Raw genomic sequence first — 16,400 nt, forward strand, 5'->3', positions numbered from 1 at the left:
GAGGCACCATGGATCATTCACGCGTACCCGTACTCGAGGCCCTGGAGGAGTTCCGGCGCCGGGGCGACATCGCCTACGGGCCGCCGGGACACAAGCAGGGCCGGGGCACGGACCCCCGCGTGGCCGAGGTCCTCGGCATCGACGTCTTCCGCTCCGACGTGCTCAGCCTCAACGGCCTGGACGACCGGCGCCAGTCGCAGGGGGTGCTCTCCCAGGCGCAGGAGCTGATGGCCGACGCGGTGGGCGCCGAGCAGGCGTTCTTCTCCACCTGCGGCAGCTCCCTCTCGGTCAAGACGGCGATGCTGTCGGTGGCCGGGCCCGGGGAGAAGCTGCTGCTGTCGCGCAACGCCCACAAGGCGGTGATCGCGGCGGTCATCATCAACGGCGTCGAACCGATCTGGGTCCACCCCAAGTTCGACGGCGAACGGCACCTGGCCCACCCGCCCGAGCCGGAGGACGTACGCCGGCGGCTGCGTGAACACCCCGACGCCAAGGGCATGTTGCTGATCACACCCACCGACTGGGGCACCTGCGCGGACGTCGCCGGGGTGGCCGAGGCGTGCCACGCCTTCGACGTGCCCCTCATCGTGGACGAGGCGTGGGGCGCCCACCTGCCCTTCCACCCCGAGCTGCCGCCCTGGGGCATGTACGCGGGCGCGGACCTCGTGGTGACCAGCGTCCACAAGATGGGCGGGGCCATCGAGCAGAGCTCCGTCTTCCACCTCCAGTACGACCGGGTGGCGCCCGAGGTGCTCAAGCAGCGCGAGGACCTGCTCGGCACCACCAGCGCCTCCTCGCTGGTCTACGCGTCGCTCGACGGCTGGCGGCGCCAGATGGTCGAGCAGGGCCACGACCTGCTGGAGGGGGCCATCGTGCGGGCGAAGCGGGTCCGCGAGCTGGCCGACGCCCTGCCCGGCCTGCGCGTGATGGGCCAGGAGGTCGTGGACGAGGGCCTCGCCGCCTCCTTCGACCCGCTGAAGATCGTCATCGACGTGCGCGAGCTCGGCGTGAGCGGCATGCAGGCCGCCGAATGGCTGCGCGCCAACTGCCACACCGACGTGGGCGGTTCGGACACCTGCCGGATCAGCGCGTCGATCACCTTCGCGGACGACGACATCACCGAGAAGCGGCTCACCGACGCCCTGCGCACGCTGACCGAGCACGCGGGCGAGATGGAGAAGCTGCCCGAGGTACGGCTGCCGCAGCCGGGCGCCCTCGAACTGGAGCAGGCCATGCTGCCCCGGGACGCCTTCTTCGCGACGGTGGAGCAGGTGCCCGCCGAGCGGGCCGTGGGGCGCATCGCCGCGGAGACGATCAGCCCCTACCCGCCCGGCGTGCCCGTGGTGGCCCCCGGCGAGGTGATCACCGCCGAGGTGGTGGACTACCTGCGCAGCGGCGTCGACCACGGCTTCCTCATCTCGGACGCTGCGGACCCGACGGTGAAGACCCTGCGCGTGGTGGCCCGCGACTGACGCACCGTCAGGCGGGCGGACGCGGGCCGATGTCCTCGGCCCGCGTGGGGGAGACGGCCGCGGGGTCGTCCTCAGGTGCGCCGACCGCGGCACGGATCTTGGCGAGGCCGCGCATGCGGTTGCGCTGCACGGTGCCGCGGTGGGTGCCGAGCCGTTCCCCCGCCATGTCGTGGGTGAGCCCTTCGAGGTCGACGAGGATCACCGCGGCGGCCTCCTTGGGCGACAGCGCCCGCAGCAGCGCGGTCGCCACCGCCTCGGCTTCCTTGCCCGCGAAGCCGCCGTCCCAACTGGGCTCGGGCAGCCGGTCGGTGCAGCGCTCCCGGCGCGCGGGGTGGCGCCAGTGGTCCCGCAGCAGGTTCAGCGCGGTCGCGCAGGTGTAGGCGTACGGCTGTTGCTGGCGGGTGAGCGTGCGGGCGCGGGCCCGCCGGGACAGCCGCAGGTAGGTCTCCTGGAGGAGGTCGTCGGCGTCGTGCGGGTTGCCGGCCAGGGCCAGCAGCCGGCGCCGCAGCCTCGGCATGAGGGCGGTGAACGCGGCGTCGAACTCGTCGACGCTCAGGTCCGCGCGCACGGCGAACGACGCGCACCGCCCGGTCGATGAGGTCGGTGAGGTGGTTGAGGTCGGTGAGGTCGGTTCAGGTGTCGGCGACGTGGTCGTGGTCGCCGTGGCACAGGTGCTCTCCACGGTGTGCTTCCCCCGTTGCTCCGTCGCGCGGCGTGGTCGCGCCGGCGACTTGTCGTAGCGGGTCCCGCCCGCTGCCGGACGCATGGTGTCCGTCTCGCACCAGCGTGGGCCGGGCCGCTGCAGGAACGACGCAGATCCCCTGCAGGCGCGACACGGCCGCACTGCAGAACGGACGTCCGCCGGGGGAGAGGCCCGTTCACCCGCACCGGTGACGGGTTTTCACGCCAATCTGCCCGTCACTCGATCGGGTGGCGGACGACGGCGGTTCCTTCCACACCCCCTCCTACGGCGACCCGCCGCGCCCCGTCCCGGGGACGGGAGGCGTGCGCCCGCCGCGTCGCACGCGGGACCGCCCACCGCACGCCGGACGCGTTCCGGCCACGTCGCCACGCCTGCCGGGCCGCCGCACGAGGGAGCGGTCCGCCGCCGCGCGTGGCGGTCCGCGGGCGCCGGTATCTTGGCCCCGACGTGCGGCAACGCGACATGCGGGGGACACGGTGGACGTTCGCCTTCTGGGACCGGTCGAGGTGGCGAGCGAGGGCCGCCGCCTCCCGCTGAACGGCGCCCGGCCGACGGCGATCCTCGCGGCCCTCGTGGTGCACCTCGGCGAAGTGCTGTCCGCGGACCGCCTGGTGGACCTCGTGTGGGAGGAGGACCCCCCGGCCACCGCCCGCGCCCTCGTCGCCTCCCACGTGTCCGGGCTGCGCCGCGCCCTCGCGGGCACCGAGGCCGAGCACCTGGTCCGCACCCGTTCCCCCGGCTACGTCGCGGACCTGCCCCCGTCGGCCGTGGACGCCCGCCGCTTCGAGGCGGCGTTCACCGCCGGGCGCGAGGCCGTGCTCGCCGGACGCGCCGAGGACGCCGTCGACCTCCTGGACGCGGCGCTCGGCCTGTGGCGCGGACGCGGCGCGCTCGAGGGACTCGACCAGTCCTTCGCCCGGGTCGAGGCCCTGCGCCTGGCGGAACTGCGCCTGGAAGCACAGGAGTTCCGCTTCGCCGCCGAACTCGACCTGGACCGCCGCGCGGACCTCGTCGCCGAACTCCTCGCGCACGTCGCCGCCCACCCCCTGCGCGAGCGCCCGCGCGGCCAGCTCATGACCGCGCTGTTCCGTACCGGCCGGGTCGCGGAGGCCCTGCGCTGCTACGAGGAGGGCCGCCGGCTGCTGCGGGCGGAACTGGGGGTCGACCCGGGCCCCGAACTGCGCGCCCTGCACCTGGCCCTGCTGCGCTCCGACACCGCCGTGCTCGGCACCCCGGGCGGTCCGCCCTCCGGGCCGCACCCCGCCCCCCGCTCCACGGACCCGCCCCCGGAGCCCCCTGCCGGGCCCGGCGGGGACATCACCGCGGTGCTGCCCGCGCCGCGCAGGGCCATCGACCACCCGCCGGACCTCACCGCCCACCCTCCCGCACCGTCCCACCTGCCGCCCGACGTGGCCGACTTCGTCGGACGCGCCGAGCAGATCGACTGGGCGACCGCCCTGCTGGGGGAGGTCCGCGACCCGCGGCGCACGGCCCCGCCCATCGGCGTCATCTCCGGCCGCTCCGGGACCGGCAAGACCGCGCTCGCCGTCCACGTCGCCCACCGCACCGCCGGCCTGTTCCCCGACGGCCGGCTCTTCGTGGACCTGCGCGCCTCCGACTCCGCCCCGGTGCGCACCGCCGACGCCCTCGCCCGGCTGCTGCGCGCCCTCGGCGTGGACCCCGACCCGTCGCCCCGCGACGAGGAGGACCTGCTGGGCCTCTACCGCACCCACATCGCGCGCCGCCGCGTCCTGCTGATCCTCGATAACGCTGTCAACGAGGCCCTGCTGCGCCCCCTGCTGCCCCCGGGCGGCGGCTCGGCCGCCCTGGTCACCAGCCGCCGCAGGCTCGTCGCACTGGAAGGCGCCGCCCACCTCGACCTGGACGTCCCGTCCCTGGCCGAGTCCCTGGACCTGCTGGCCCGGGTGGCCGGGCCGGACCGCCCCACCGACGAGCCCGCCCGGGCCGCCGAGATCGTCACCCTGTGCGGACGGCTCCCGCTGGCCGTCCGCATCGCCGGCGCCCGCCTCGCCGCCCGCCCCCACTGGCCCCCCTCGCGGCTGGCCGCACGGCTGCGCGACGAGCACCGCCGCCTCGACGAACTCCGCGCCGGCGACCTGGAGGTGCGGGCCAGCCTGCGGCTCGGCTACGCCGAGCTCGGCGCGCAGGAGCAGCGCGCGCTGCGGCGCCTGGCCCTGATGGACCTGCCCGACTTCGCCGCCTGGGTGGCCGCCCCGCTCCTCGGCATCACCCCCGAGGAGGCGGAGGAGGCCGTGGAACGCCTCGTCGACTGCCACTTCGTCGAGGTCGTGCACACCGACGAGACCGGGCGCACCCGCTACCGCATCCACGACCTGGCCCGCGAGTACGCCCGCGAGCGCGGCCTCGCCGACGAGGACCGCGACGAGCGCCACGCGGCGATACTGCGACTGGTCGACCGCTGGCGGGAGATGGCCCGCACCGCCGCCGCCCGGGGCCCCGGGGGCGCGTCCCGCCTGCTGCCGGCCGCGGGCGCCGAAGGACCCGGCGCCCTGGAGGACGAGCCGATCGCCTGGTTCGCCGCCGAACAGGGCTGTCTGCTCGCCGCAGTGACCCACTGCGCGGAACACGGCCTGTTCGAGGCCGCCCGCGAGCTGGCCGCCGCCCTGATGGCCGCCTCCGCCGCGCTGTACAACGAGTTCGAGGCCTGGTCCCGCTCCCACGAGGTGGCCCTCGCCGCGGTCCGCCGTGGCGGCGACGTGGAGGGCGAGGCGTGGCTGCTGCACGGGCTCGGCCAACTCCGCCTGGAACAGGACCGGTTCGACGAGGCCCACGCCTTCTTCGCCGCGGCGCTGCGGCTGTTCGAGGAGCGGGACGTACGCCTGGGCCGGGCACAGGCGCTGGCCGGAATGGGCTCCGCCCGCCGTGAGCAGGCGCGCTTCGACGAGGCCCTGACCCTGCTGGAGTCCGCTCGCGCCCTGTACCGGGAGCCGGAGGACGGCGCCGCGACGGCGTACGTCCTGTACGGCGTCGGGAGCGTGTACCGGGACCAGGGGCGCCACCAGGAGGCGTGGGACACCCTGGCCCGCGCCCACCGGCTGTACGTGGCCGCCGGTGACCGGCACGGCGAGGCGCTCGCCCTGCGCGGGCTGGGCCTGTGCCACCGGGCGCGCGGCGACCTGCCCGCCGCGGAGCGGCTGCTGCGGCAGGCGCTGGACCTGTTCGAGGAGACCGGCGACGCCTTCGGGGTCGTGTACGCCGAGCAGGCGCTCGCCAAGGTCGAGCTGCGGCGGGGCCGCACGGCCCCGGCCCGTGCCCGCCTGGACCGCTGCCTGGAGGTGACCCGGGAGCGCCGGGACCTGTTCGGCGAGGCCCTGGTGCTGCGCACCCGCGGGGAGTGGCACCTGGCCGTGCACGACGAGGGGTCCGCGACCGAGGACCTGCGCGGGGCGCTCGGCCTGTGGGAGAAGCTGGAGCTGCCGCAGTGGCGCGCCCGCACCCTGCGCGACCTTGGCACCGCGGAACTGCGCCGGGGTGCCGCCCGTACCGGCCGGGCGCTGTGCGAGGAGGCCCTGCGCCTCTTCCGCGCGCTGGGGTGCCGGGAGGCGGACGAGGAGCGGTAGTCCCCGTCACGCCCCCCGGCGGCCGTTGCTCAGACTGTGCCGCTGGCCGCGATGGTGACCTTCGCCTTCGGGGAGCCGCTGCTGGAACCGAGGGACTCGATGCGGTCGACGATGTCCGACCCCTCGACGACCTCTCCGAAGACGACGTGCTTGCCGTCCAGCCAGCTCGTCACGACCGTGGTGATGAAGAACTGCGAGCCGTTGGTGTTGCGGCCGGCGTTGGCCATGCTCAGCAGGTAGGGGCGGTCGTGCTTGAGGGTGAAGTTCTCGTCCTCGAACTTCTCGCCGTAGATGCTCTTGCCACCGGTGCCGTTGCCCGCGGTGAAGTCGCCGCCCTGCAGCATGAACTGGGGGATGATCCGGTGGAACGAGGAGCCGGCGTAGCCGAAGCCGTGCTGGCCGGTGGCCAGCTCGCGGAAGTTCCGCGTGGTCTTGGGCACCACGTCGTCGAACAGCTTGAAGGTGATCCGGCCGGCCGGCTCGTCGTTGATGGTGATGTCGAAGTAGACGTTCTCGCTCATGCCGCCCAACCTATCGTCGAGCGGTGCCGGCGTGACGGGAGGGGCACGTCAGGGGGACGCGCCCACCACCCGGCAGGGTGAGCCGGTGCCGGGGCGCTGCGGCCGCCCCGGCGCGCGGACGGCCCGGTCAGTGGTGCCCGCGGCCCGTGCGCAGGCGGTCCAGCACGGCGCCCGCCATCGCCTCCTCGCCCTTGGCGTTCGGGTGGGCGGGAGCGGCGGGCGAGGCCGGCCGCAGCGGCTCGATCCAGCGGTCGGCGGGGTCCTTGCACATGTCGTGGCCGACCGTGGGGCCGTAGGTGTCGACGTACTCGGCGCCGTTCCAGGACGCCACCAGCCGGAGCATCAGGTTCAGGCGCTTGCCGGTGTCGCGCAGGTAGGGGAAGTCGCCCGTGGCGAACGGCACCGTGGGGGCGCAGCCGCTGCCGTCGTCGGGCAGCAGGTCCGGGTAGCCCACGACCAGCACCCGGGCGTGCGGCGCGCGGGCGTGGACGGCCCGCAGGACGCGGGCGACCTTGGGCGCGGTCCGGGCGACGGCCACGGTCAGCTCGTCGACGCCGCCGGCGCCGTAGTGCCGGCGGCAGGGGTCGCCCGTCGGGTCCTGGGCGGCGACCTGCGCGCAGGTGGCGATGATGGAGCCGAACCCCACGTCGTTGCCGCCGATCTGCACCGTCACCAGGTCGGTGTCGCGCCCCACGGCGTCGAGCTGGGGGCCGTTGGTGCCCTGTGCCTTCCCCATGTGCTCGGTCGTGGCGCCCGCGCAGCTCACGTCCTTGAGCACCACGCCGGGCAGCGTCGCGGCCGCCAGCGAGGGGTAGTTGTGGTCCGAGCGCGCGCAGTCGGCGTCCACCTGGCGGGGGATGAGCGGCCCGGAGGTGTAGGAGTCGCCGAGGGCCGTGTAGTCGGTGGTCCGGCCGGGGCCGTGGGCCGCCGCCGGAGCGGTGGAGGCCGCCACGAGGACGCACCCCCCGAGCGCGGCCGTCCAGGTGGCGGCCCGTCGGCCCCGTCTCCGTCCGCCCGTGTCCGCTGTGCCGTCTGCCATGGCAGTCCTCCCCCTCGATCGGGTCGCGGCGCGGCACGCCCCCGGGACGCGGGGGCGGGCCGCGCACGCTCGACTGCGCATGTATACCGGCCGGTAGGTCGCGAGAGCCAGGGGTCGGCACGGCCGAATATGGAGGGCGGGTGCGCAAGTCGGGCCGGGCGGCCGGGTGATTCCGTCCCCCCGAGGCTTTGATCATCGGAGCCTGGGTACGCGTCGCGGGTCCGTGAGGACCGGGCCCGCGCCGTGCGTGCTCCGGCGGGGGCGTTCGCGCCGCTCGCCCGGTGCCCGCCGTGACGTGCGGCGTCCCGTGCCGAGCGGATCCGCCCACCCGCCCCCGGATCCGATGCGAGGAAACGACGGTCATGACGGAAGAGAACCCCCTCAAGCGAGCCGTACGGAAGGTCTCGGACACCCTGCAGGGCATGGCCGCGCCGGAGGAGGGGGTCCCGGGCAAGCCGGGACCGCAGTCGCCGTCGGTGACGGAGCCCACCGAACCGCGCGAACCGCTGCCGCCCAAGCCCGACCAGAGCGGCCCGGCCACCATGTCGCCGACCGGCCACCCGACCGGCGCCGACCAGGCCGACGTCGCCCAGTCCGGTAGCCGGCTCACCACCGCCCAGGGCACCCGCCTGTACGACACCGACCACTCGCTGAAGGCCGGGCCGCGCGGCCCCGTGCTGCTGCAGGACCACCACCTGCGCGAGAAGGTCATGCACTTCGACCACGAGCGCATCCCGGAGCGGGTCGTCCACGCCCGGGGCGCCGCCGCGCACGGTGTGTTCCAGAGCTACGGCACGGCCTCCTCCGTGACCCGGGCGGCGTTCCTGGCCCCCGACGCCGAGACGCCGGTGTTCGTCCGGTTCTCCACGGTCCTCGGTTCGCGCGGCTCGTCCGACACCGTCCGCGACACCCGCGGGTTCGCCACGAAGTTCTACACCAGCGAGGGCGTCTTCGACCTGGTCGGCAACAACATCCCGGTGTTCTTCGTCCAGGACGCGATCAAGTTCCCGGACATCGTGCACGCCGGCAAGCCGCACCCCGACCGGGAGATCCCCCAGGCGCAGAGCGCCCACGACACGTTCTGGGACTTCGTCAGCCTGCACACCGAGGCCACCCACCACACCCTGTGGAACATGTCCGACCGGGGCATCCCCCGGTCGTACCGCACGATGGAGGGCTTCGGCGTCCACACCTTCCGGCTGGTGGACGCCGAGGGCGGCACCACGCTGGTGAAGTTCCACTGGAAGCCCAAGCTGGGCGTGCACTCCCTGGTGTGGGAGGAGGCCCAGATCATCAACGGCGTGGACCCGGACTACCACCGCCGTGACCTCGCGGACGCCATCGAGGCGGGCGCCTACCCGCAGTGGGAACTGGGCATCCAGACGTTCCCGGACACGCCCGACCAGACGTTCGAGGGCATCGACCTCCTCGACCCCACGAACCTCGTGCCGGAGGAGCTGGCGCCGGTGCAGCCGGTGGGCCTGCTCACCCTGAACCGCAACCCGTCGAACTACTTCGCCGAGACCGAGCAGGTCGCCTTCCACGTCGGCCACCTGGTGCCCGGCATCGACGTCACCGACGACCCCCTGCTGGCCGGCCGCCTCTTCTCCTACCTCGACACCCAGATCACCCGGCTCGGCGGGCCCAACTTCCCGCAGCTGCCGATCAACCGCCCGCACGCGCCGGTCAACGACATGCTGCGCGACGGGATGCACCAGACCGCCGTCCACCGCGGCGTCGCCCCCTACCGGCCCAACTCGCTCGACGGCGGCTGCCCGTTCACCGCCGGCGCCGACACGGGCGCGTACGTCGAGACGCCGGTCCCGGTGCCCGAGGCGACCAAGGTCCGCGCGGCGCCGGAGTCGTTCGCGGACCACTTCAGCCAGCCGCGCCGGTTCTGGCTCAGCATGACCCCGGTGGAGCGCGAGCACATCATCGCCGCCTACACCTTCGAGCTGGGCAAATGCTACGAGCAGGCCGTCAAGGAGCGCACCCTGCAGGTCCTCGCCAACATCGACCCGGTGCTGTGCTCCGAGGTCGCCGCGGGCCTCGGCCTGCCGGCGCCCGAGCCCACCGTCCCGCTCGCCGACGTCGAGCCGAGCCCGGCCCTGTCGCAGCTCGGGCAGACCTGGCCGGTCGACGGCCGGATCGTCGGCATCGTCGCCGGACCCGACGGGGACCTGGAGGGCGTGCGCGCCGTGCGCGAGGCCGTCCTCGCCGCGGACATGGTGCCCCTGGTCATCGCCCCGGCCGGCGGCAAGCTCGGCACCGGCGAGGACGCCCTGACCGTGCAGCGCACCTACGCCACCGCGCGGTCCGTGGAGTTCGACGCGCTGCTGGTCGCGGGCCTGCCCGGCGCGGGAGCCGACGCGTACGGCGCGCGGGACGCCAAGGCGGGCTTCGGCATCGGCGCGGTCGGCGTGACCGACCCGCGGGTGGGGCTGCTGCTGTCGGAGGCCTTCCGGCACGGCAAGGCCATCGGCGCCTGGCACGGGGCCGAGGCCGCGCTGGAGGCGGCGCGGGTGCCCGCCGACGCGCCCGGTGTGGTCCTGGCCGACAGCGGCACGGACGCGTTCCAGCAGGTCCTCCGCCTGCTCGGCGCGCACCGGGTCTGGGAACGCTTCCCGGCGGCCGTGTGAGGTGACCTGGATCATGTGACCACAGACACAGGTGTGGTCCGGGTAAGGGTGGGCACACGCACGAACGGAGATGGGGGCGGCGCTGCCTGGGGAGGTCTGCGCCGCCCCCGTTGTTTGTCGGCGCGCACGCGGTCCCGCGTGCCCCGCGGCCCGTACCGGCCCCCCCGCCGGTGCCACGGCCCGCGCCGACGTGCACCTGACCCCACACGAAAGGCGCCATGCTGTGGCCGACGCACATCCGGCGGAACTCCCCGAACAGGTACGCACCGACCTCCTGCGGAGGCTGAGGCGCAACAAGCGCGCCTTCCGCGAGGACGACGTGCAGGTCGTGGAGCGCCCCCTGCTGCGCCGTGCGGTCGGCGCCTCGGCGCTCGGCAACTGCATGGAGTGGTTCGACTTCGGGGTGTACAGCTACCTGGCCGCCACCCTCGGCAAGGTGTTCTTCCCCGGGGCGTCCCCCGCCGCCCAGGTGATCTCGTCCTTCGCCACGTTCGCCGCGGCGTTCGTGGTGCGCCCGCTCGGCGGTCTCGTCTTCGGGCCGCTCGGCGACAAGCTGGGCCGGCAGAAGGTCCTCGCCACCACCATGATCATGATGGCGGTCGGCACCTTCGCCATCGGCCTGATCCCCAGCTACGCCACGATCGGCGTGGCCGCGCCGATCCTCCTGCTGGTCGCCCGCATGGTGCAGGGCTTCTCCACCGGCGGTGAGTACGGCGGCGCGACCACCTTCGTCGCCGAGTACTCGCCGGACCGGCGGCGCGGCTTCCTGTCGAGCTGGCTCGACTTCGGCACCTTCGTCGGCTACGCGCTCGGCTCGGCCCTGGTCACCGCGCTGAACGCCGCGCTCACCGACGACCAGATGCTGGCCTGGGGCTGGCGCGTGCCCTTCCTCATCGCCGGACCGCTGGGCGTGATCGGCCTCTACATGCGGCTCAAGCTGGAGGAGTCGCCTGCCTTCCAGCAGCAGCTCGACAGCCACGAGAAGAGCCTGGCCCAGGCGTCCGCGGGCAGCGAGCTGCGGTCGATCGTCAAGGAGCACTGGCGGCCCCTGCTGGTCTGCATGGGGCTGGTGCTCCTCTACAACGTGACCAACTACATGGTCACCGGCTACCTGCCCACGTACCAGACGGAGACCCTGGGCCGCTCCAGCGGCTCCGCCGACGTGCTGGTGCTGGTGGCGATGGTCTGGATCGTGGTGCTCATCACCTTCGTCGGCCGGCTCAGCGACCGCGTCGGACGGCGTCCGGTGTACGCGGTCTCGGCGATCGGCATGATCCTCCTCGCCGTCCCGTCGTTCCTGCTGCTCAAGGCGCACGGGACGTGGCTGCCGATCCTCGGCGTGCTGATCCTCGCCACGCTGCTGGCCGGCTTCGCCGCGCCGAGCGCCGCGACGCTGCCCGCGCTGTTCCCCACCGCGGTGCGCTACGCCGCCATGGGCATCGGCTTCAACATCGCGGTCGCCGCGTTCGGCGGCACCACCCCGCTGTTCACGGCGGCCCTGGTCGACGCCACCGGCAACGACCTGGTGCCCGCGTACTACCTGATCGCGGCCGGCGTCATCGGGCTGGTGACGGTCCGCTTCCTGCCGGAGAGCGCCCAGGTGCCGCTGAAGGGCTCGCAGCCGATGGTCGGCTCGAAGCAGGAGCAGCAGGACCTGATCACCACGTCCGGACGCCTCTACCGGGCGACCGAGGCGGCGTCGGGACGACGCTGACCCACGCGTCACGACACCGCGCGTCACGACACCGCGCGGCACGACGTGGAACGGCGGCCCGGGTGGTGCACACCCGGGCCGCCGTTGCACGCCGGGTCACCGTCTGCGGGCCCAGCCGGAACCGATCCCCGCGACGTGCAGGGCGAGCGCGGTCAGCCCCAGCAGCATGATGTTCACCGAGGAGAAGGTGTCGTTGGTGCTGATGTCCGCGGCGTTGACGAGGAAGCTGACGAAGAACAGGACTGCGGCCACGATGCCGAGCATCTCGGGCTCCTTCCACGCGAACGGGTAGGGGAGTGAAGGTCGTTCGCGTGAGACCCGTATGCCCGGCGGACGCGTCTCCAGACGCAAGTCTTCGAGGGGGACCGCGACTTGGGTCCGAGGCCCTGGGCGGACCGGGTGCGGGACCCCGGGCCTCAGAACAGGGGGTCGGTGTCCTCGGCCGGAGCGGGGGCCGGCGCGCGGGTGCGGCGGGGGCGCGGCGGCTGCGGGGCCTTCCCGAACAGCGCCTGCGTCCCGCACGCGTCGGGCACGGCGGGCACGGGACGGCCGAGCGCCGCGTCCTCCTCGTCGACCAGGTCGAGCGGGGCGCAGTCGTCGAAGTCGGCCCGCCTCATACGGGTCCAGTCGCGGCCCTCGGGAACGGCGGTCACTGACGGCCTCCTGTCTTGCGTTCGGGGCGGGGGCGCACCCTCGTGTGTCCTCGCCTGGGGTGCCGCCCTGGCCGTCCGGGCCGGCGACACATGGTCCTCTTCCCTGCATCGACGCGCACGACGCAGAAGCGCTGCGGGGTTGTCCGGCGCACCTGCTGACCGTCGCTCAGTCGCGTGGCGACGCACCGGTGGCCGAGCGACGGCCTCCGACGGAGGCGACCAGTGCGTCCGCCACGACCGCCGCGTCCGCCTCTGCGGCCTCCGCCGGGTACTCCGGCAGCAGGTCGTCCCAGACGGGCAACCATGACCCGCGGAGCTGGCTCTGTCCCTCGGGCCGGGCGAAGAACCAGATGTGCAGGTGTGCGGCTCCGTCTCCGATGCGGTAGATGTGGGCTCGCGAGATGTGGGGCAGGCCCTGCACGTGACGGACGATGTGAGCGGACAGGACCCCCAGCTCCGCTGCCAGTTCGTCGGGCAGGTCGGCCATGTCATGGTGCTCGAGCGGATACAGCATGAGCACCAGCGGCACACCGACACCCGTGATCCGGGTGAGCCGCCACTGGTCGTTGAACCAGATTCCGTCGCCCCGGTCACGGCACGCGTCGCAGTTCGAGGGGTCCTCGCCGTGTCGCGGCGGCTCGGGCAGAACGGGAGGGCGCAGCGGCGCGACGCGCAGGCCGTCCGGTTCGAACGGGCTGATGTCCCACCCCGTCATGCGCGCGAGCGGGAGCCGACGCTCACCGTCCGCAGCGGTCAGCGCGTGGTCGTGGAACTCGTCAGGTCGCAAGGCCATGGCCCGAAGACTAGTTCGGCATCGGCACCCGGTGAGGACGGGGCGGGGAGAGGCGCTCACCCGGGCCGAGGCCCACGCGCCGGCCTGATCCGGCCCGAGCTGTCGGCTAGCTGTTGTCCTCGGCATCTGCGAACAGGGCGAGCATCCGGCTGAGCACCCGGACGCACGCGTCCACATCCGCTGCGGTGAGGACGTCCGCCGCCTCGCGCAGCAGCGCGTGTTCGCGGGCGACGACGGCCTCGATCGCGGTGCGGCCGGCGTCGGTCAGGCGGATCAGCGAGGACCGGGCGTGCGCGGGGTTCGGCACGGCCTCCACCAAGCCGTCCGCCGCGGCGTCGTTGACCATCCGCTGGACGAACTGACGGCTGATCGACTGCGCTCGGCCCATCTGGGGGACCGTCATCGGTCCGTGCTCGCGCAGCAGATCGAGCACCGCGCGCACTCCCACCGACAGACCCTGCCGCGGGGCGTCCTGCTCGATCTTGCGTTGCACCCGCCGGTAGAGCGGTCCCACGAGGGCGAAGACCTCCATGAGCCGCGGGCCCGCCTCGTCGGGAGGCAGCAGGCGTTCTCCATCACTCATCCACCGATGATAAATGACAATCGAGTTGTCATCCTTTCGTTCTCATGACAACCTGGTTGTCATGAGAGAAGCTTCCGATCTCCGTTCTTTCGCGTCCGCCGACGGTCGGCTCGCCTACCGCGACACCGGTGGCCCGGGCGCCCCCGTCGTGCTGCTGCACGCGGGTTTCCTCGACCACACCATGTGGGACGAGTGCATCCCGGCCCTCGCGCGGGAGTTCCGCGTCATCGCGCCCGACGTTCGCGGTCACGGACGGTCCGCCAACGCGAGCCGCCCGTTCCGTCAGGAGGACGACCTCGCCGAGCTGCTCCGACACCTGGGCGTGGGACCCGCCGTGCTCGTCGGCGTCTCCATGGGTGCGGTGATCGCCGTCGGGGCCGCGCTGGAACACCCCGATCTGGTCCGGGCCCTGGTCATCTCCGGCGGCGGCACGGGCGAACGCGAACTCACCGAGCCGTGGGCCAGGCAAGCCGGGGCCGCGCAGTTCCGGGCCCTGGCTGCCGGTGACATCGAGGCGTGGCACCGGGCGAGCGACGCCTGGGCGCACGGCCCCGAGCGACCGCGGGAAGCCGTCCGGCCCGAGATCTACACCCGTCTTCGCGAGATGCGTCAGCGCACCATCGGCAAGCACACTCCCGGTGAACCCGACCACCACGTCGCGGTCGAGGACCTCGCTGCCCGGGCCGACCGGATCGCCGTCCCCGTCCTCGCCCTCAACGGCGCACAGGACACACCCGAGTTGCGAGCCATGGCCGAGTCCATCGCCCGCAGTGCGCCACGGGGCCGGACGGCCGTGATCGATGACGCCGCGCACTTCCCCAACCTCGAACGCCCCGAGGAGTACACCCGGATCCTCACGGACTTCCTCCACGCCCTGGACCAGGAACTGCCCGTCGGCTCCTGAGGCTCGTGCTGGTGACGCGCGCCGAGGGCGGCCTGCGCTACTGATTTCGTTGTTCGTCGGTTGTCGAACCACAGATTTAGTCGCAAGTGTCGTCGAAGGCATGCGCATTCGGTAGTTTCCTCGTATGACGCCACAGCCGCTTCCCTCCGCCCTCCCGCTCACCGATCGCACCCGGCATCGCCGTCTCCGGGAGCAGGGCAGCCTGGCCCGGGCGGATCTCGACGCGATCCTGGACGCCGGGTTCATCTGCCACCTGGGGGTGGTGATCGACGGACGGCCGCTCGTCGTACCGACCGTCTACGGCCGCGACGAGCGGTGGCTGTACGTCCACGGTTCCGTCGCCAGCCGCAGCCTCGCCGGCCCCGCTCCCGTGTGCGTCACCGTCACCCACGTGGACGGCCTGGTCCTCGCCCGCTCCGTCTTCGAGCACGGTGTCAACTACCGCAGCGCCGTGATCCACGGCGAGGCCCGCACCGTCGCCGACCCCGACGAGAAGCTGGAGGGCCTGCGCCGGCTCGCCGAGCACGCCACACCGGGCCAGTGGTCGTACGCGCGCCGCCCCAACCGCAAGGAACTGGCTGCCACGACCCTGCTCGCCGTCTCCCTGGAGGAGGCCTCCGTCAAGATCCGCACCGGCGCGCCCGACGACGGCGACGGCCCCGACGCCGAGCTGGGTCTGTGGGCCGGAACCCTCCCCCTCACCCAGGTCTGGGGCGCCCCCGTCCCCGACCCGCTGCTGCCCCCGGACACCCCTGTGCCGGCACACATCGGACGGCGCGAGGGGACCCGGCACGGCTGAAGTCGGGGGGCCCGTGCGGCAGTTACGCCTTGTCAGAGTTACGGCCAGTCGGCGAGCTGGGAGGCACAGCACCGTGCTCGAGGTGGAACGCGACGGCGTCCGGATCACTCTCACCCGGCGGGAGGGCGCGGGCCGGCCACTGCTCATCGTGCCGGGGGTCATGGCCGATGCCGCAGCCTGGCAGCCGGTCGTGGACGCCTTGGAGGTGGCCGGACCGGTCTACGTACTGAACCGGCGCGGACGTCGGCCCAGCGGTGAGCTCGGTGCGGACTACTCGGTGCGCACCGAGATCGACGACCTGGACCACGTCGTCGAGAAGATCATGACCGCCGAGGGTGCGCAGCGCGGGCTGGACCTGTTCGGCTGGAGCTTCGGGGGGCTCGTCGCGCTGGAGGCTGCGGCGCGACGCCCCTCGGCCATGCACTCGCTCACCCTCTACGAGCCTGTCGTACGGCCCTTCGGCCGTCACGTGCTCCCCGCGCTGTGGGAAGCCGACCAGGCCGGTGACCTGGACCGGGCCGTGGAGATCGTGAACCGCGACGTGTCGGGGTTCTCCGCGGAATACGTAGCGCAACTGCGCCGCAGCGCGGTGTGGGACGTGCTGCGGCGACTGGCTGTCCCGCTGGCCCGGGAGCTGACGGCCCTCGACCGGCACCACGCCGACCTGCCGGAGCTGGGCACGCTCGACGTGCCCGTCACACTCCTGCTCGGCGGCGAGAACGAGGGCGTCCCGCCGTACGGTGACGCCTTCGCCTCGTTCGCTTCGGCCCTGCCCCGGGCCCGCGTGGTGACGATGCCCGGCCAGGGCCACCTCGCGCACGCCCACGACCCCGAGAGCCTGGCCCGACACATCGAGCAGGCGCTTCCCGTGCGGCGGGACGCCGAGTGTGACGGCCGACAGGAATCCACGCGGTGACCTGCCGCGCGTCCACCGCCGCGGGGCCGGACGGCGGGCTGCCGTCGGTCTCCCGCCCCGGT

At 73.6% G+C, this 16,400-nt stretch carries 14 protein-coding genes; 7 read left to right on the forward strand and 7 right to left on the reverse strand.

Annotated elements, in window-relative coordinates; genetic code table 11:
* Positions 1 to 8: 8 nt before the first annotated feature.
* Positions 9 to 1,472, forward strand: a complete 1,464-nt coding sequence (locus E4U92_RS15795) for an aminotransferase class I/II-fold pyridoxal phosphate-dependent enzyme (RefSeq protein ID WP_137300996.1) — start codon at positions 9 to 11, stop codon at positions 1,470 to 1,472.
* 7 nt (positions 1,473 to 1,479) lie between these two features.
* On the opposite strand, the gene E4U92_RS15800 is transcribed toward E4U92_RS15795, so the two are convergent.
* A complete protein-coding gene (locus E4U92_RS15800) occupies positions 1,480 to 2,040 on the reverse strand; it encodes an RNA polymerase sigma factor (RefSeq protein WP_268253514.1) in 561 nt (186 codons plus the stop codon).
* Between the two features lie 611 nt (positions 2,041 to 2,651).
* On the opposite strand from E4U92_RS15800, the gene E4U92_RS15805 reads away from it, so the two are divergent.
* Positions 2,652 to 5,777 carry an AfsR/SARP family transcriptional regulator gene (locus E4U92_RS15805; protein WP_137300998.1) on the forward strand — a complete coding sequence of 1,042 codons (3,126 nt, stop codon included), beginning with the start codon at positions 2,652 to 2,654 and terminating at the stop codon, positions 5,775 to 5,777.
* A gap of 29 nt (positions 5,778 to 5,806) precedes the next feature.
* On the opposite strand, the gene E4U92_RS15810 is transcribed toward E4U92_RS15805, so the two are convergent.
* Both E4U92_RS15810 and E4U92_RS15815 read right to left on the reverse strand, forming a co-directional pair.
* Entirely contained in the window at positions 5,807 to 6,298 is a 492-nt protein-coding gene (locus E4U92_RS15810) for a peptidylprolyl isomerase (protein ID WP_137300999.1), read from the reverse strand.
* A 127-nt stretch (positions 6,299 to 6,425) separates the two neighbouring features.
* On the reverse strand, positions 6,426 to 7,337 hold the full coding sequence (locus E4U92_RS15815) for an SGNH/GDSL hydrolase family protein (RefSeq protein ID WP_137301000.1): 912 nt from the start codon (positions 7,335 to 7,337) through the stop codon (positions 6,426 to 6,428).
* Positions 7,338 to 7,699: 362 nt separating this feature from the next.
* Here E4U92_RS15815 and E4U92_RS15820 point away from each other — a divergent pair, with 362 nt between their 5' ends.
* Positions 7,700 to 9,976, forward strand: a complete 2,277-nt coding sequence (locus E4U92_RS15820; protein WP_137301001.1) for a catalase — start codon at positions 7,700 to 7,702, stop codon at positions 9,974 to 9,976.
* Positions 9,977 to 10,199: 223 nt separating this feature from the next.
* Entirely contained in the window at positions 10,200 to 11,690 is a 1,491-nt protein-coding gene (locus E4U92_RS15825) for an MFS transporter (RefSeq protein WP_229862080.1), read from the forward strand.
* Between the two features lie 96 nt (positions 11,691 to 11,786).
* On the opposite strand, the gene E4U92_RS35920 is transcribed toward E4U92_RS15825, so the two are convergent.
* The 4 genes from E4U92_RS35920 to E4U92_RS15840 all read right to left on the reverse strand — a co-directional run bounded on the left by E4U92_RS35920 (position 11,787) and on the right by E4U92_RS15840 (position 13,719).
* Positions 11,787 to 11,954 (reverse strand): hypothetical protein, encoded by a 168-nt coding sequence (locus E4U92_RS35920; protein ID WP_168725128.1) that lies wholly within the window; start codon positions 11,952 to 11,954, stop codon positions 11,787 to 11,789.
* Between the two features lie 152 nt (positions 11,955 to 12,106).
* A complete protein-coding gene (locus E4U92_RS15830; RefSeq protein ID WP_137301003.1) occupies positions 12,107 to 12,343 on the reverse strand; it encodes a hypothetical protein in 237 nt (78 codons plus the stop codon).
* Between the two features lie 166 nt (positions 12,344 to 12,509).
* A complete protein-coding gene (locus E4U92_RS15835; RefSeq protein WP_137301004.1) occupies positions 12,510 to 13,136 on the reverse strand; it encodes a hypothetical protein in 627 nt (208 codons plus the stop codon).
* 106 nt (positions 13,137 to 13,242) lie between these two features.
* Positions 13,243 to 13,719 (reverse strand): MarR family winged helix-turn-helix transcriptional regulator, encoded by a 477-nt coding sequence (locus E4U92_RS15840; protein WP_137301005.1) that lies wholly within the window; start codon positions 13,717 to 13,719, stop codon positions 13,243 to 13,245.
* A 61-nt stretch (positions 13,720 to 13,780) separates the two neighbouring features.
* On the opposite strand from E4U92_RS15840, the gene E4U92_RS15845 reads away from it, so the two are divergent.
* The 3 genes from E4U92_RS15845 to E4U92_RS15855 all read left to right on the forward strand — a co-directional run bounded on the left by E4U92_RS15845 (position 13,781) and on the right by E4U92_RS15855 (position 16,338).
* Positions 13,781 to 14,623 (forward strand): alpha/beta fold hydrolase, encoded by an 843-nt coding sequence (locus tag E4U92_RS15845; RefSeq protein WP_137301006.1) that lies wholly within the window; start codon positions 13,781 to 13,783, stop codon positions 14,621 to 14,623.
* Positions 14,624 to 14,747: 124 nt separating this feature from the next.
* The gene (locus tag E4U92_RS15850) at positions 14,748 to 15,422 is read left to right on the forward strand and encodes a pyridoxamine 5'-phosphate oxidase family protein (protein ID WP_137301007.1); all 675 of its coding nucleotides are present in this window, start codon (positions 14,748 to 14,750) and stop codon (positions 15,420 to 15,422) included.
* 148 nt (positions 15,423 to 15,570) lie between these two features.
* Entirely contained in the window at positions 15,571 to 16,338 is a 768-nt protein-coding gene (locus tag E4U92_RS15855; protein ID WP_268253517.1) for an alpha/beta fold hydrolase, read from the forward strand.
* Positions 16,339 to 16,400: the final 62 nt, after the last annotated feature.

Origin of the sequence: Streptomyces galbus, from assembly GCF_005280195.1 — a bacterium.
Lineage (GTDB): Bacteria > Actinomycetota > Actinomycetes > Streptomycetales > Streptomycetaceae > Streptomyces > Streptomyces galbus.

Bases quoted from the DNA above. Each gene is read 5' to 3' on its own strand.
- E4U92_RS15795 (WP_137300996.1), top strand. From the start codon at position 9: ATGGATCATTCACGCGTACCCGTACTCGAGGCCCTGGAGGAGTTCCGG.
- E4U92_RS15810 (WP_137300999.1), bottom strand. From the start codon at position 6,298: ATGAGCGAGAACGTCTACTTCGACATCACCATCAACGACGAGCCGGCC.
- E4U92_RS15815 (WP_137301000.1), bottom strand. From the start codon at position 7,337: ATGGCAGACGGCACAGCGGACACGGGCGGACGGAGACGGGGCCGACGG.
- E4U92_RS15820 (WP_137301001.1), top strand. From the start codon at position 7,700: ATGACGGAAGAGAACCCCCTCAAGCGAGCCGTACGGAAGGTCTCGGAC.
- E4U92_RS35920 (WP_168725128.1), bottom strand. From the start codon at position 11,954: ATGCTCGGCATCGTGGCCGCAGTCCTGTTCTTCGTCAGCTTCCTCGTC.
- E4U92_RS15835 (WP_137301004.1), bottom strand. From the start codon at position 13,136: ATGGCCTTGCGACCTGACGAGTTCCACGACCACGCGCTGACCGCTGCG.
- E4U92_RS15840 (WP_137301005.1), bottom strand. From the start codon at position 13,719: ATGAGTGATGGAGAACGCCTGCTGCCTCCCGACGAGGCGGGCCCGCGG.
- E4U92_RS15845 (WP_137301006.1), top strand. From the start codon at position 13,781: ATGAGAGAAGCTTCCGATCTCCGTTCTTTCGCGTCCGCCGACGGTCGG.
- E4U92_RS15850 (WP_137301007.1), top strand. From the start codon at position 14,748: ATGACGCCACAGCCGCTTCCCTCCGCCCTCCCGCTCACCGATCGCACC.